This window comes from Enterobacter cloacae complex sp. I1M, from assembly GCF_014982425.1.
GTDB classification, from domain to species: Bacteria; Pseudomonadota; Gammaproteobacteria; order Enterobacterales; family Enterobacteriaceae; genus Enterobacter; species Enterobacter intestinihominis.
The window spans coordinates 104,115-118,241 of sequence record NZ_JADCLG010000013.1 but is presented as its reverse complement, the minus strand read 5'-3'; the positions used below and the strand labels follow the sequence as shown (position 1 = coordinate 118,241).

15 protein-coding genes are annotated in these 14,127 nt (G+C 54.7%); 2 read left to right on the top strand and 13 right to left on the bottom strand.

Features of this window, described 5'->3' with window-relative positions; all coding sequences use genetic code 11:
• Nucleotides 1-48: 48 nt before the first annotated feature.
• The 12 genes from INF86_RS08450 to gspC are packed head-to-tail and all read right to left on the bottom strand — an operon-like array spanning nucleotide 49 to nucleotide 10,810.
• Complete coding sequence (locus INF86_RS08450; RefSeq protein WP_023299702.1) at nucleotides 49-846, bottom strand: A24 family peptidase; 798 nt, start codon at nucleotides 844-846, stop codon at nucleotides 49-51.
• The gene (gspM, locus tag INF86_RS08445; protein WP_022647595.1) at nucleotides 843-1,328 is read right to left on the bottom strand and encodes a type II secretion system protein GspM; all 486 of its coding nucleotides are present in this window, start codon (nucleotides 1,326-1,328) and stop codon (nucleotides 843-845) included. Before gspM ends, INF86_RS08450 begins: the two co-directional genes overlap by 4 nt.
• Nucleotides 1,325-2,458, bottom strand: coding sequence for a type II secretion system protein GspL (gene gspL, locus INF86_RS08440; RefSeq protein WP_023299701.1), 1,134 nt, complete (start codon nucleotides 2,456-2,458; stop codon nucleotides 1,325-1,327). Before gspL ends, gspM begins: the two co-directional genes overlap by 4 nt.
• A 15-nt stretch (nucleotides 2,459-2,473) precedes the next feature.
• Nucleotides 2,474-3,484 carry a type II secretion system minor pseudopilin GspK gene (gene gspK, locus INF86_RS08435; RefSeq protein WP_193543421.1) on the bottom strand — a complete coding sequence of 337 codons (1,011 nt, stop codon included), beginning with the start codon at nucleotides 3,482-3,484 and terminating at the stop codon, nucleotides 2,474-2,476.
• The gene (gspJ, locus tag INF86_RS08430; RefSeq protein WP_058646189.1) at nucleotides 3,481-4,134 is read right to left on the bottom strand and encodes a type II secretion system minor pseudopilin GspJ; all 654 of its coding nucleotides are present in this window, start codon (nucleotides 4,132-4,134) and stop codon (nucleotides 3,481-3,483) included. Before gspJ ends, gspK begins: the two co-directional genes overlap by 4 nt.
• On the bottom strand, nucleotides 4,131-4,511 hold the full coding sequence (gspI, locus tag INF86_RS08425; RefSeq protein WP_161177792.1) for a type II secretion system minor pseudopilin GspI: 381 nt from the start codon (nucleotides 4,509-4,511) through the stop codon (nucleotides 4,131-4,133). The genes gspJ and gspI overlap by 4 nt, the downstream gene beginning before the upstream one ends.
• On the bottom strand, nucleotides 4,504-4,989 hold the full coding sequence (gspH, locus tag INF86_RS08420; RefSeq protein WP_023299697.1) for a type II secretion system minor pseudopilin GspH: 486 nt from the start codon (nucleotides 4,987-4,989) through the stop codon (nucleotides 4,504-4,506). Before gspH ends, gspI begins: the two co-directional genes overlap by 8 nt.
• Nucleotides 4,989-5,438, bottom strand: a complete 450-nt coding sequence (gspG, locus tag INF86_RS08415) for a type II secretion system major pseudopilin GspG (RefSeq protein WP_023299696.1) — start codon at nucleotides 5,436-5,438, stop codon at nucleotides 4,989-4,991. Before gspG ends, gspH begins: the two co-directional genes overlap by 1 nt.
• Before the next feature lie 3 nt (nucleotides 5,439-5,441).
• Nucleotides 5,442-6,650 (bottom strand): type II secretion system inner membrane protein GspF, encoded by a 1,209-nt coding sequence (gene gspF / locus INF86_RS08410; protein WP_023305783.1) that lies wholly within the window; start codon nucleotides 6,648-6,650, stop codon nucleotides 5,442-5,444.
• Nucleotides 6,650-8,128: a type II secretion system ATPase GspE gene (gspE, locus tag INF86_RS08405; RefSeq protein WP_193543420.1), complete on the bottom strand. Its 1,479-nt coding sequence runs from the start codon at nucleotides 8,126-8,128 to the stop codon at nucleotides 6,650-6,652. Before gspE ends, gspF begins: the two co-directional genes overlap by 1 nt.
• 14 nt (nucleotides 8,129-8,142) lie before the next feature.
• Nucleotides 8,143-10,065 carry a type II secretion system secretin GspD gene (gene gspD, locus INF86_RS08400; protein WP_023299693.1) on the bottom strand — a complete coding sequence of 641 codons (1,923 nt, stop codon included), beginning with the start codon at nucleotides 10,063-10,065 and terminating at the stop codon, nucleotides 8,143-8,145.
• A gap of 13 nt (nucleotides 10,066-10,078) precedes the next feature.
• A complete protein-coding gene (gene gspC, locus INF86_RS08395) occupies nucleotides 10,079-10,810 on the bottom strand; it encodes a type II secretion system protein GspC (protein WP_193543419.1) in 732 nt (243 codons plus the stop codon).
• 300 nt (nucleotides 10,811-11,110) lie between these two features.
• On the opposite strand from gspC, the gene INF86_RS08390 reads away from it, so the two are divergent.
• Entirely contained in the window at nucleotides 11,111-12,673 is a 1,563-nt protein-coding gene (locus tag INF86_RS08390) for an ExeA family protein (protein WP_193543418.1), read from the top strand.
• Nucleotides 12,673-13,305 (top strand): hypothetical protein, encoded by a 633-nt coding sequence (locus INF86_RS08385; RefSeq protein ID WP_045623349.1) that lies wholly within the window; start codon nucleotides 12,673-12,675, stop codon nucleotides 13,303-13,305. The genes INF86_RS08390 and INF86_RS08385 overlap by 1 nt, the downstream gene beginning before the upstream one ends.
• Nucleotides 13,306-13,308: 3 nt before the next feature.
• On the opposite strand, the gene INF86_RS08380 is transcribed toward INF86_RS08385, so the two are convergent.
• Nucleotides 13,309-13,932 carry a helix-turn-helix domain-containing protein gene (locus INF86_RS08380; RefSeq protein WP_022647582.1) on the bottom strand — a complete coding sequence of 208 codons (624 nt, stop codon included), beginning with the start codon at nucleotides 13,930-13,932 and terminating at the stop codon, nucleotides 13,309-13,311.
• Nucleotides 13,933-14,127 lie beyond the last annotated feature (195 nt).

The window sequence follows — 14,127 nt, the reverse complement described above, 5'->3', positions numbered from 1 at the left end:
TTCTCTCGCAGCATCAAAAAGATTTATAAAAAACCTTGACCAGTATATTTAAAATGTGAAAGCAAACTGCTGACTAATAAACACCACGATTCCAGAAAAGGCGAGGTAAGGACCAAAAGAAATAGTGAGGTTATTTTTATTTAAATTATTGACGGCGAAATAACCTACAATACCGCTTAACGCTGCCGCCAGTTCAATGGAGGGTAATGCCTGCCAGCCGCACCAGGCGCCCAGCGCCGCCAGTAGCTTAAAATCCCCGTAACCCAGCCCTTCTCGTCCGGCGATCAGACGAAAAGCCCAGTAGAGCAGCCAGAGCGACAGATAGCCCGCCACCGCGCCAAACAGCGCATCACGTAGCGGCAATGTGTGGTCAATAGCATGGAGCACTAACCCCGCCCACAGCAGCGGCTGGGTCAGGCAGTCCGGCAACAACTGATGCTGCCAGTCGATCATGGCCAGCGGCAGTAAAAAAGCCGCCAGTAACCACAAAGAGAACAGCGCCTGAACGTCCGGCATGCACCAGGCCGTGATGCCAAAAAACAGCGCGGAGAACAGTTCCACCAAAAAGAGTCGCAGCGGGATCGCGCTGCCGCACTGGTGACAGCGCCCCCGTAATAACAGCCAACTGAGCAGCGGGATATTTTCCCATGCAGCAAGCGTGTGCTGACACACCGGGCAGTGCGAGGCAGGAAAGAGCAGATTGCCGCTCCCCTCCTCATCCATCACCATTCCCGGTACGCGCTCGGCAACAACGCCGAGAAAACTGCCCATAATCCCGCCCAGGATAGCACTCATCATCGGGAAACCGAGCGGACAGGCCTCCCGCATCAGCGTGAAGGTATTCATGCGCTTTTTGACCAGGTAAGCTGCACCTGTGCTTTCACATCGCTGAGGTGGTCAACCGGTGTGAGGTTTATTTTTTGCAATGTCACGCCGGAGGTCTGATTAATTTCACGCAGCCAGCTTTTTAATTCATATACATTTACCCGATTCACCACGAACGATAAAGTTTGCCCCTCCTGGCGCACATCCGTCAGTGAAAGATTAATTTCATGAGCGCTGTTCTCGACCACCGTACGCGGATTATTCGTTTTAACTAACTGGACCTGAAGATGATTTTTATCAATTTCACTGCGCATCCAGTTGAGCGTCTCTTTTTGTCTTTTAAGCGTCGATTTACTATTTTGGATCATATTATCCAGGGGAATTACTCCTGTGTAATACACCGCAGCCCCCACAATGGCAACGGCACATATTTTTAAAATGATTTTTTCCCGGGCGCTGTAATTCTGATAGCGTGATTTCAGCTGCGCGATTCGCTCTTTCATTTATGTTTCCCTGCGATCATGGCGGTATACGGTTCGGTTGTTGAAACAGGTTGTAAGGTAAAATCAAAATTCTCACTGGTCTGGTTCACAAACGCCTGCAACGCGGGCTGGCTTTGTGCGCTAACGCTCAGCGTCAGGGTGTTTTGCTGCGCATCGTATTCCAGCAGATCGATCTCCATCGCAGGGACTGACTGCCGGGCTTTCTCCAGCTCCTCAAGCTGAAGAAAGAACCCCTTGCTCTGTTTTTTCAGGCTTTGGCCAAAGTGATATTTGATATTGGTCTGCTGGCGCATGCTGGGGAAATGGTGCTGATAAACCTGAACGATCTCCTGCTGAACCCGATTTTCCTGCTGCACCAGCATCCAGGCCATCGCAATGCGCGGCCCCAGCAGCAGACCAACGGACAGCAGGCCCGCCGCTATCATCGCTGCTTTCATGCTTTTTGCGGCCTGGCCATGACCGGCCTTAAGGCTGAATTCACCGTGAAGCAGATTCACACGACAGGTTTTCCACTGCGGCTGGATCAGCACCAGCGGGTGCTGCCAGGCATGCTGTACGTCAACGTGAACGTCCGCAGGCGCGTCGCCGTAGCAACACACTTCCCCGTCTCCGGCTTTCTGCATCAACAGCGGCAGCAGGGTTCCCTCCATTTCACCCGCCACGTGGGGAGATAAACGCAGCCAGTAGCCTTTATCCTGTGCGACCAGCGTGCTGCCCCCTGCCGCCACGGGCAGCAGCCAGGCATCAGGCAGGGCCTGAATCACGTTTAATCCGGCCTCGTGACAGCGGGTCAATGCCGCACGCAGGCGGTCGGCGTCAATGGCAACGGCGTCGACGTCAGCGCCTTTTTTGTAGAGCACCGTCCAGTGGAGGTTGTCCACGTCGCCAATCAGCGTCTCTTCCGCCATCCACGAGAAGGCCATCGCCTGAGAAGCCACCTTTTTCGGCAGCGTGAAATGGCGGAAAATCATGTCGCTGGCGGGCAGCAGGAGACAAACGCGTGTAGCCAGCGGGTGTTCGGCCAGCATCTCCAGGCTGTCGAGCACCTCGACGCGCTCGCTGCCGGACTCACAGCACATTATTTTCCCGCCCTCGCGGCTGTCGGGGCGAACAAAAAGTACCTGTTTCATAACGTTCTACTTTTCTTATTCAATCATTCGGTAACGACGCTGCCACGTCACGATCTCACCGGCTTCGTTATTCATCTGAAGCTGGCTGACCACGCGAAGCGTTAATTCATCGGTATTGCCGCTGTAATTCACGCGGAAGTACCGGCTGTTTATAGAAAAATGATCTGCCACCTGCGGGAGATCGTCTTTTAACTGCGGGAAGGTCTGCTCCAGCGCTTTGCTGAACGCGTCCATATTTTCCCAGCCCGATTCCGGACGTGTATCCAGCAGACGAACGGCGTCATCCTGCGTGAATTTTCCCGGAAACATGGCCGCCAGCACAGCGGCCTGTTCCGGTTGCAGGGTGTTAACGTCCACCTTGCTGGCGGCGTCCGGCAGCGCGCATAACAGCTTGCTCACCTTCGGATATGCCGTAACCGGGAACGCTGGCAGCAGTTTGATCTCCGCGATGCTGCGCATCATCTGGTTTGCCGGTTGCCGGGCGGGCACGACGCCAGCCCACGCATCGCTTTCGGCACCCTCTTTCGCCGTGGTGCTGTCACCATCGAGATAATCCACCAGCTGGAAATAGACCGCCTCCGCCGTGCCCGGACTGAGCCCGCTTTCCGTCAGGAGTTGTTCAACAATCCGCTCTTTACGCGGTTTTTCCGCCACCGCGGGAGCGCTTTGCCCCTGGAGCGCGACGTCGGCGGTCAACAGGTTATTGACGTTAAAGCAGTCCTGAGCGTCTTCCACCTGGCTCACGACCGTGTAGTCTTCTCCCTGCGTCTCCAGCGGCTGATGCCAGTCGCCATCCAGCGCCAGCGGCTTGCTCTCGCCGCTGGCATCGGTCTGTAACCTGTCCTTCACCACTTTTTCCTGGGCCTGCATCGCCCAGCGCAGCTGCTGCTGGCTTATCTGATAATGCGTTTTCTGCAAATTACGGCAGAACTGCTGGCTGATTTTGGCGGCCAGCGCCGACATCATCACCAGCAAAATCAGCACCACCAGCAGGGCGACGCCCTTTTGTTGACGGATTCGGTTCATGGTCTGGTCTCCGGCGAAGGCGCAGGGGCTGCGTCCGGAGTCGTCGCAGGCGCGTCGGCGGCTTTCTCTGGGGCTGCGGCAGCGGCCACCTCCGGCATATCCCCCGGCGTGGTGAACACCCAGCGCCAGGTATCCCCGTTTTCCATCGTCAACGTGACCTCCACGCCGTCCGGCAGATGGGCGGCGTCGTGCCAGGCTGTCTGCCAGCCCTGACGATAAAACCGCCACTGCAATGCTTTTACGCCGCTGACAATCGGCACTTCGTCAGGCTTAACGTCCACCGGGCCGTCAATGACCGGCCAGACGTCGCGGTACAAACGCCCCTCTTCCAGCCGCCAGCGTACGCGCTCCAGCTGGACCGTTCCGCTCACGCCATTCAGGGTGGTCAGTTCAAGGGCATCGCCCTCCTGACGGAACAGATCTGGCTCATTACGCGGCGCTCGCGCCTGTAGCTGGAAAAAATCGCGCTCCATCAGACTCCAGCCGCGCTGAAGCTGGTTGAGCTTAGCGGCGCTGGCATCGGTGGCCGAGCTGGTACGCATCGCGCCGTCCAGAATTTGCCAGGCCAGGGTGCTGATTACCGCGAAAATAGTCAGCGCAATCATGATCTCCAGCAGGGTAAATCCGCGCTGGCGTCGCGTTTTCTTCACTTGCTCTCTCCCGGCGGAATGATGTGCAGGGAAATAACCGGCTGGCTCTCATCGCCTTCCGCATAGACGCGAATGAAGTTCGCCCAGCCGTTGTCGGCGGTTTTCACCCGCTGCTTACGCCAGTTCCAGCTGCGCCCGCCCATGATTTCCGTCCCCTGCTGCTCAGCATCCGGGAAGTCGGTTTTGGTGAGCTGCGCTTCCGCCAGCTGATTTTCCGCCACCCAACTGGCCTGCAAGGTATCGGCCAGACCATGGGTAAAACGCACGTTCAGGGAGACCGAGTTCATTAGCGCCAGCGCGGAGGTGGAGAAAATCACCAGCGCGACCATCACCTCCAGCAGCGTCATCCCCTTTTGCTTTGTATTGTCGTTAGCCATCGTTTTCTACCGATACCGGCGCCGCACCCTGCGACACCACGCGGAAATGGTGCTGTTTGTCGTAACTTTGCAGCGTCAGCGTAAAGCGGCTGATTTCACCGTCCGGTAAAAAGATCACCTGTGGCTCGGACGCCACCGTCGCGGCCAGGCGCTGCGGCGAGAGCGACACGTGCATCTCTTCCGGAAAATCACCTTTGGTGGTAATACGTCCGGCAGATAATGGCACCCAGTGACGCTCGCCATTTTTATCCGCGATCGTCACCAGCTGATATTTATCGGTGGCGATCACCAGCCCGACAATATTTCCGTCCATCACCGCACGGTCTGAACCATAATCAACGAGCGCTTTTAATTGCTGGCCAAATATATCCGCGCCGCTGCGCGAAGGAATGGTGGACACCACCATCATGGCGCAGCTGGCAAATATCACCAGCGCCAGAATAATTTCCAGCAACGTAAAGCCGCGTTGATTTTTCATTACTTCTCGTTCTTATCCAGAGACCAGTTGGTAATGTCATCGGCAGTATTCGCTTCGCCGTCCGGACCCGCAGAGAAAATGTCCACCGCACCGTGTTCACCTGGGCTGACCAGAATATAATCGCTGCCCCATGGATCCTGCGGCAGGCGGCGAATATAGCCATCCGCGCGATAGCCGTTCGGGATTGGTGCGATTTCCGGCTTCGTCACCAGCGCCTGCAAACCCTGCTCTGTGGTCGGGTAGCGGTGGTTGTCCAGCTTATACATATCCAGCGAGCCTTCGAGCGCGACAATATCGCTGGTCGCCTTTTGCGTATCCGCTTTTTCTTTATTACCCATTAAGTTTGGCACTACCATACTCGCCAGAACGCCAAGAATAACAATCACCACCATTAATTCGAGCAATGTGAAGCCCGCCTGGCGGGCCAGGTTTTTACGTTTTAGAGCCATGATTTAACCTACCATATTATTAAGTTGCAGAAGCGGTTGTAATATTGAAAGAACGATGAATAAAACAATCGTCGCCATGGATACCACCAGCGCCGGTTCAAATACCGACAGCGTTAATGTAATTCGATGCTGTAATGCCGATTCCTGATTTTCTGCAGCGCGATCCATTAAATTACCTAATTCCCCGCTCTCTTCACCGGAGGCAATCATATACAGCATGGTTGGCGGGAATAATTTCGCCTGTTCCAGCGCCGCATACAGCGACGCCCCCTGACGTACGGTATCGGCGGCCTGCTCCAGCACCTGCCGGGCATAGAGATTTTCAATACCGTCCATCGCGATATACATCCCCTCCAGCAGCGGCACGCTGCTGGCCTGCAAAATGCTCAGGGTACGGATATAGCGGGCGCTGTTGATGGCGCACACCAGCTTTTTAATCGGCGAGCCGTTCACCAGCCAGCTGTGCCAGCGAAAACGGTTTTTCACGTTTCGCACCCAGGTTTTGAAGCCGACGAACGCCCCCGCCAGGCTGCCGACAATATAGATACCCCAGGCTTGCAGGAAATCACTTACCGCAATCAGCGTCCGGGTGGTGATCGGCAGTTGCTGTTTCATGTGGGTAAACTGCTCAATCACCTGCGGCACCACCGCCACCAGCAGAATGCCGATCACCGCGATAGCGACCACGGTGAGGGTAATCGGGTAGACCATCGCCTGCGTCAGCTTGCTTTTCATCTTCTGGCGCTGTTCGTTGTACTCCGCCAGCTTCTCCAGCACGTCGCCCAGGTGGCCGGTCTTTTCACCGGCCATCACCAGCGTGCAGTAAAGTTTGTCGAAGGTGCGTGGAAACTGGCTAAAGGCGTCGAACAGCGTATGCCCCTCGACCACCTTCTCGCGGATCTCCACCACCATCGCCGCCAGCTTTTTATCTTCCGTCTGCTTAGAGATCGCCTTCAGCGCACTTTCCAGCGGCAGCGCGGCGTTCACCAGCGTCGAAAGCTGACGGGTAAACATCGACAGCACCGGGGTAGAGAGCTTCGCCCCGGTTTTCGCTTTCCCGCCTGTCGCCGTTTCGCGGGTTTCGGTGATGCTCACGGGCATCAGCTTTTGCTCGCGAAGCCACTGGCGAACCTGCTTCTGTCCCTCGGCCTGTAACGTCCCGCGCTGGGTTTTTCCCGCGGCACTCGTCGCCGTCCAGGCGTAGAAAGCCATTACGCATCCCCCCCACGCTCGGCGGTGACGCGCATGACTTCTTCCAGAGACGTCACGCCGCCGATCACCTTCAGCAGCCCGTTTTCACGCAGGCTGTAGGCCTGCTTAAAGAGCTGCGTTTCGATGGACATTTCGTCCTTATCTCCATGGATGGCGCGGCGCATGGTACTGTCCACCACCAGAAACTCATGAATACCGGCGCGGCCCTGATAGCCGCTCTGACGGCAGTGTTCACACCCCACCGCGCGATAAATCGCTTTTGGTGGCGCGTCCATAAAGCTGAACAACGCTTTTTCATTGGCATCCAGCGGACTGGTGGTCCGGCAGTGCGTACACAGCCGACGCACCAGACGCTGGGCAATGACACCGAGCAGCGATGAACCGATTAAAAACGACTCCAGCCCCATATCCCGCAGACGGGTTATCGCCCCTGCGGCACTGTTGGTGTGCAGCGTCGACATCACCAGATGACCGGTCAGCGACGCCTGCACCGCGATCTGGGCGGTCTCACCGTCGCGAATTTCCCCGATCATCACCACGTCCGGGTCCTGACGCAGAATCGCGCGCAGCCCGCGGGCAAAGGTCATGTCCACGCGCGGGTTAACCTGCGTCTGCCCCACGCCTTCCAGCTCGTATTCGATCGGGTCTTCCACGGTCAGAATGTTGCGCTCGTGACCGTTCAGCGCCGAAAGAATGGCGTACAGCGTGGTACTTTTACCGGAACCCGTCGGGCCGGTAACGAGGATGATCCCGTGCGGGCGGTCAATCAGCCCTTTCAGCTTCTCCAGCTCTTCATCAATCAGCCCAAGCTTGTTGATGTCGGGCTTGAGATTGCTTTTATCGAGCAGGCGCATGACCACGCGCTCGCCGTACTGAGACGGAATGGTCGACACACGCACGTCGATGGCCTTACGGCCAATGCGCAGGGAGATACGTCCATCCTGGGGGAGACGTTTCTCGGCGATGTCGAGTTTCGACATCACCTTAATACGCGACACCAGCAGCGGCGCGAGCTTACGCGCCGGTTGCAACACCGGGCGCAGCACGCCGTCAACGCGGAAGCGGATGCTCAGCGTGCGCTCGAAGGTTTCGATATGAATATCCGACGCGCCGTCCTTCACCGCCTCGCCGAGAATGGCGTTGATCAGGCGGATCACCGGTGAGTTTTCGTCGTTATCGAGCAGATCTTCGTTATCCGGGATCTCCTCGGTTAAGGCCATCAGATCGATATCCGCGTCCATGTCGTCCACCAGTTGCTGCGACACGCCGCTGCTCTGCTGCCAGATTTTGGCCAGCATCTCGTCAAACGCTTCCGGCGTCACAGTGACGGGGATGAAAGCACGGCCCAGCACCCGGCGCACCTCCAGCAGAGCATGCGCAGGAGTGTCGTCCCGGATATAGACATCATTGTTGTAAAACAGAACGCCGTTATCTTTTGCGTAGTTGCTGCTACACAGTGTTTTACTCAGTTCGTCCACGTTACCCCTCCGCGCTATTCTTTAAACGGATTGCGCGTGGCGCTGGTTTTCACCGGTGCGGCGCCAGTGCTTGCAGAGGGAAACGCGGGCAGGACGGCGTTGTCAGTCGGCTCAACAATACCGAGCTTTTTCTCCTCCACTCGCTGCATCTGGCGCACCCGGATCTGGTCATATTTCTCTTTCGAGGCCGCGCTGTAGTTGTCGTCGTCACGCAGGACGGTGGTATGAATAAACACCATCAGGTTGCGTTTGGAAGTATCCTGCGAGGTGTAGCGGAACAGCTGACCGACCAGCGGGATATCGCCGAGCAGGGGCACTTTGGACACGGACTGTTTGGTCACATTTTCCATCAGACCGCCGAGCACCACCGTCTGACCACTGTGGACCATCACTTCGTTATTAATCGTGCGCGTGTTGAAGGTTGGGCCGAGGCTGGAGTCTTCCGTCGCGCTGTTGTCGACACTCGACACTTCCTGCTCAATCTTCAGATGGATCATGTCGCCATCGTTAATCTGCGGCACAATCTTCAGCTTGGTCCCTACAGTTTTACGCTCAACCGAGTTAAAGACGTTGTCGCCGCTGGTGGTTTGCGAACCGGAAAGCACCGGCACATCCTGACCGACGTTGAACGACGCTTCTTTGTTATCCAGCGTGACCACGCTTGGCGTGGAGAGGATGTCATTTTTGCCGTCAGTGGAAAGCGCGGTCACCAGCGCACCGAAGTCACCGTTAAAGAAGCCGGTCGCAAGGCCAGTGAAACTTGCCCCTTTCATGGTGCCATTTTTAATCTGGCTGATTGGCAGGCCGGTGGAGCCAAACTGCACCCCGCCGTGCTTGCTGGTCCACTGCACGCCAAGATCCAGGCCGTTACCGTCCTGCACTTCGGCAATGATCGCTTCCACCAGCACCTGCGGACGGCGAATATCCAGCTTGTCGATCACTTTCTCGAGGGAGTTCATCACGTTAGGCTGTGCGGTGATCACCAGGGAGTTGGTTGACTCGTCGGCGGTAATATTCAGATCGGTTGAGGCGCTCGCGGATTTCGCTTTGGCCGCACCCGGCTTGTCTTTCAGCTGCTCACCAATCCCGGTGAGAACCGGCACCACTTTGGTGGCGCTGGCATACTTGAGGTAGAAGACGCGGGTATTGCCCTCGTTATTCTGCTCACGATCCAGCTGATGAATAAGGGAACGGGTGCGCGCTCGCGCATCTTCCGCGCCGCTGATCACCAGGCTGTTGGTTTCGTCATCCGCGACGACTTTAGTCGCCAGCTGCGGCGCGTTCTGCCCTTTCTGTTCTTCATTGTTGAGGTTATTCAACATCTCCGAGAGTTCTTTGGCGGACGCAAAGCGCAGCGGGATGATTTCGCGACGCTGGATGCCGTCTTTATCGACGCGCTGCACCAGATCCACCAGCCGGTTCACCACCGAGGCTTTACCGGTTAACAGCAGGACGTTGGACGGCTCAAAGTGGACCACGTTCCCGATACCGGTGGCATCGTTGAGCTGACGCAGCAGAGGGGCCAGCTCACGAACAGGCACGTTTTCCATGCGCACCACGCGGGTGATGATCTCATCACCTTTGCCCGGATTTTTGCTGTCTGCCAGCGGCGCACCGGCGGTACGCGCTACGCTTGAGCGCACCACTTTGACCATGCCGTTGTCCATCGGGATCACCGACAGGCCGTAGAGATCCAGCACGCTCAGAAAGAATTGATAGTACTCATCTTCCGTCAGCACGTTGTAGGTTCGGACCGAGACGGTTCCCTGGACGGACGGATCGACCAGAATGGTTTTATTGAGATTGCGGCCTACCGTATCGATAAACTCGCGAATATCAGTATTTTTAAAACTCGCGCTAAAGTTAGCTGCAAGCAGCGAACTGGAATATAACGACAATGCGGTCAGCGCCACGCACGCCCAGGGAATTTTTTTCATGTCTGCACACTTTTTAATTGTTTAGAACATTAATCCGAATATTTTCAAGGTGAGCGTGACGTCGTACGATGACCTCCGCTTCTTTCATTTTTGACCAGTTGGCAATAATGCTTTTCGCTTTTGCTTCATCGGTCATATCGACAGAGTTAACCTGAACCGCCACATCGCCTTTTTCCAGACCTGACTGGCTGTAAAAGGCGGAGGCATTCCTTGGGTTTATCCTGTAGCCTTCCAGTCGGCCCTTTTCAATTATGGGTTTTAACACCAGATAATCATCAAGATGCACACTCTCTGCGCCAACATCTTTTGTCGATTTCGTTACCGGGCCGCTATCCACGCCACCCTTAAAATAGTCCGGTTTATTTAATGCCAGAACCTGCGTAGTACCTTCATAATTAACCACCACATTATCTTTGTTTATTTCCTGAATAAATGCGTCGTTAAATCCAGAGAGAGGTTCACCCTCACGGTAGCTTCTCTGACCGCCTGGCGTTTTGATGACAGCAAAGGAGAGCCAGGCGTCATCGCTGTTCACAATACCTTCGATTTCAGCTGCCAGCGGGGCTTTCACCGCACCCGGTAAGATTTCCTGACGCACGGCTGCCGTAAAAAGCGTAAAGGATTTCTCTTCGCGCATTTTTTTCAGCGGCTGTTGATCGGCATTAGCCAACTTATTCATAACTTTTTTATAATCTTTAAAGGTGAGATACCCTTGCTGGCCGCAAAAGATCAGCAGCACAAACATAATACAAGGCGTTATCCACCGTGAAAGAAATGAGAACCTCATTTTTTATCCGGCCTATAGCAAAGCAAAAATAAGCAGCGTCATACTGCGCCAATATGGATGAAAATAGTAATAAGCTGGTGCAAATGCGACCACTGACTTCGCCGCTAACTTTCATAAAGAAAAATATTGACCGTATAAAATCCAAATGTTAGACGCTGCCAGCAGGATATTTTTACCCTGTTTGCAAATTGACCGTTCAGGGGCGTTACCTTACTTTCTGATGCTGTTGCTATTCCTAATCAGAGACGGTAAGTCGTTATGTATCAGAGCCACTTTAATTTTAAAAATCCGCCATTCAGATCGATCGCCCGTTTATCCGGGGATTTTCTGGTGCCTTATCATCAGGATGTGTTCAACCTGTTGAAAGAGAAAACCCAGCAGGCGGGAATTATCGGGCTCTTTTGCGACGACGCCCCGCTTCTGGGTCACTTCAGCGATGCGCTAAAAACCCGCCACAGTAACGTCCTTGTTATCAATGCGTTTCCCAAACTGAGTGCCAGTAGCCTGCTGTACAAGCTCAATCCGGTAACGAAAGAGAGCAAGAATCGCCTGCAGGCGGTGGATGCCATCCTGCGCCAGTGGCACGAGGGAAAAGCGAAAACCAGAGTGCTGGTGATTTCACACGCCGAAGCCATGAAAGAGAGCTGCCGTGAAGTCCTGGGTACGCTGCTCACGCGAGCCCAGGAGCTGAACTTCCGGCTCTCCGTGGTGCTGACGGGCACTGCGGATCAGGAAATCCTGCTTAAGCAACCTGAACTGCGCGAATATACACACACTCGTCATGTCCTGCGCCCCCTGACCTGCCGCGAATTCCTGGGCTATGTGCAGGCGCAATGCGAAGAACACGGCTGTGAAAATTCGCCGTTAACGCCGGCCCGCGTGCGCAAAATGCACACGGTGACCAAAGGCAACATCAGCAAACTTAACGAACTGGCGCACCTGTCAATGCTCGCCGCCTGGACGGAACGCGCGTCGCAGGTCAGCCCGCGTCATTTACGCCTGGCGGCGGGAGAGATCCTGCCCGCGAAAAAACACGGTAAGCGTCTGGCAACCGTGGGGCTGTTCGCATCGGTGCTGTTTGCCGCCTGCGGCTGGTATTTAACCTCATCCATCAGCGGGCATCTTCCCATCCAGCTGCCGGTCCCCGTCAGCTGGAAACAGCCGACGCGAAAAACGGAGGCGCCCGTGGTGCCGGTTATCGACAATGAAATGGTTAATCAGCCGGATGCGATGCACCAGCTCTATCTGATGTGGGGATATGACGCCTCGGCCGAAGATGCGCTGTGCCAGAACGCCGCTAAAGTGAACCTGATGTGTAAACAGGGGAACGCGTCGCCGGAGACGCTGGCGCAGGAAGGGTATCCGTGGGTCAGTGAACTGAAAACCAGCGGTCACCTTAACTATGCGGTGGTCGCCAGGGTCGGAGATACATCAATTGACCTGTTAATGAATAACCGGACCTGGCAGGTGAGCCGCAGCTGGTTTAACCGGCATGCGACCGGCAACTTCACCCAGTTGCACCGCCTGACACCGGAAGGAAAAGACGCGATCGGCGCGGCCAGCGACAGCAAAGACATGGCCTGGCTCGATCAGCAGTTAAGCCTGGCGCTGAACCAGCCCGAAACGCATGCCCGGATCTGGACCGCTGAGATGATGAAACGCACCCGTGAGTTTCAGCAAAAAATGCATCTGCGCGTGGATGGCATCCCCGGCGAAGAAACGCTGATGCAGCTGATGCGCGTAACCAACAGCACGCCGAGCGTACTGATTCAGGCCACCCGCACTACCCCGGACGCAAAAATGCAGGAGAAGAAAGCCTAATGTCGACCATCTGCCTTGCGGCCCAGCGCAGCTATACAACCGGGGAAGCGGTCTGGTTTTCGTACCGCCTCCCCAGCCTGAAAAACGTTTTCGGCAAAACAGCATTATGGATGGTCGGCCTTTGCGCCATGCTGGTTGTCGGCCTGTATATGCATGTCTACTGGAACATGCGCCACCCGGCGCCTGAACCGGTCAACGCCAGCGTTGCCAAACCGGAAACCCAGCTTTCGGAGATGCACTACGTGTACGTGAGTAAACCGTTCCCGCATCCGCAGCCTAAAGCTGCGCCAGTGCCTGTTGATGTTCCACCGATGCAGGATCTGCCGATCATCAGTGATGATGCCGACTGGCAGCAGGCGCCCGACGGCGCGGTGCCGCAAGACCCCTCGCGGGATACCCTACCCGGAACTGAGGCGCATGAGCACGATACCGCCCCCGCCAGCACGAGCAGTGAAGAGTCATCATTAACGGAATTATTTAAACAGGCATTAAAAGAGCAGGAGCAGGATTATTCTCAAGGAAAAATTCCCGCACCGCCGGTTGACGAAACGCAGGATAATTCACAAGCAAGTGTTAAAAACAGTGAAAACAGCCGTTCCCCTTTCAGTGATAAAGGAGACCGGCGGGAGTAGGCATTAATATTTTTCAGGCAGTGCGGTGAGGTTAAGCAGTCGACCTTTTTCCACCACAATATATTGACCTTTTTTCAGATCGGAGAGGATTTTAATAATGGTGCTACGTGCCAGGTTAGTGTATTCCTGAATGTAATCATAAACGTTAATATCACGCTGATGCTGTACAATCAGGTCGTTGATCTCATATAAAAATTCGCGAACAACAGAATATGCGCTGCGAGCGACCAGAATATCATCGCGCTTGCTCATCAGGCATATGTACCAGGAAAGCACTTTTGTCAGCTCAGGCCACAGGTTTTTCTCGGTCATCAGCTGGGCGAAGACCTCTTTCTTGATCGAGCGAACAACCGTATTCGACCGAACAAGGCCGTACATATGGGTGGCGTTGTAATACATCGACGACAGGCCGAAAATGCATTGCCCGGTAACGGTGAACAAGCACAGTTCGTCAGAGTCACGTCGAAATTCGACTTCGCCGCTGACAATAATATGAATTAAACCGGAATCAGCAGTGGAAATCTTCTGCCATTTTTTTAACGTTCTTTCTTCAACGCATGAGGTTGCAGAAATAATCTTTTCCATTTCATGTTGCGGACGTAATTTTTTTCCATAGATGCTTAACATTGTTATACCCGTTTTAAGATGTGATTTTAAAAAACATGGCAACGGCATTCATACCGAACCATAAATATTTTCCTGATGAAAAACTCAAGAATAAAAAAAAGAGTAAAGTTTTTTATTCGCTAAATTGCTTAGCGTGCTATGTGTCCATCTTAAATCCGAATAATTTTAAGTCAATTAACTAAAAATGAAATGAGA

Excerpts from the sequence above, each read along its gene's own strand:
- gspL (WP_023299701.1), bottom strand. The coding sequence starts at position 2,458 with ATGAAACAGGTACTTTTTGTTCGCCCCGACAGCCGCGAGGGCGGGAAA.
- gspD (WP_023299693.1), bottom strand. The coding sequence starts at position 10,065 with ATGAAAAAAATTCCCTGGGCGTGCGTGGCGCTGACCGCATTGTCGTTA.
- gspC (WP_193543419.1), bottom strand. The coding sequence starts at position 10,810 with ATGTTTGTGCTGCTGATCTTTTGCGGCCAGCAAGGGTATCTCACCTTT.
- INF86_RS08390 (WP_193543418.1), top strand. The coding sequence starts at position 11,111 with ATGTATCAGAGCCACTTTAATTTTAAAAATCCGCCATTCAGATCGATC.
- gspH (WP_023299697.1), bottom strand. The coding sequence starts at position 4,989 with ATGAAAAATCAACGCGGCTTTACGTTGCTGGAAATTATTCTGGCGCTG.
- gspM (WP_022647595.1), bottom strand. The coding sequence starts at position 1,328 with ATGAAAGAGCGAATCGCGCAGCTGAAATCACGCTATCAGAATTACAGC.
- INF86_RS08450 (WP_023299702.1), bottom strand. The coding sequence starts at position 846 with ATGAATACCTTCACGCTGATGCGGGAGGCCTGTCCGCTCGGTTTCCCG.
- gspI (WP_161177792.1), bottom strand. The coding sequence starts at position 4,511 with ATGGCTAACGACAATACAAAGCAAAAGGGGATGACGCTGCTGGAGGTG.
- INF86_RS08380 (WP_022647582.1), bottom strand. The coding sequence starts at position 13,932 with ATGTTAAGCATCTATGGAAAAAAATTACGTCCGCAACATGAAATGGAA.
- gspG (WP_023299696.1), bottom strand. The coding sequence starts at position 5,438 with ATGGCTCTAAAACGTAAAAACCTGGCCCGCCAGGCGGGCTTCACATTG.
- INF86_RS08385 (WP_045623349.1), top strand. The coding sequence starts at position 12,673 with ATGTCGACCATCTGCCTTGCGGCCCAGCGCAGCTATACAACCGGGGAA.
- gspF (WP_023305783.1), bottom strand. The coding sequence starts at position 6,650 with ATGGCTTTCTACGCCTGGACGGCGACGAGTGCCGCGGGAAAAACCCAG.
- gspK (WP_193543421.1), bottom strand. The coding sequence starts at position 3,484 with ATGAACCGAATCCGTCAACAAAAGGGCGTCGCCCTGCTGGTGGTGCTG.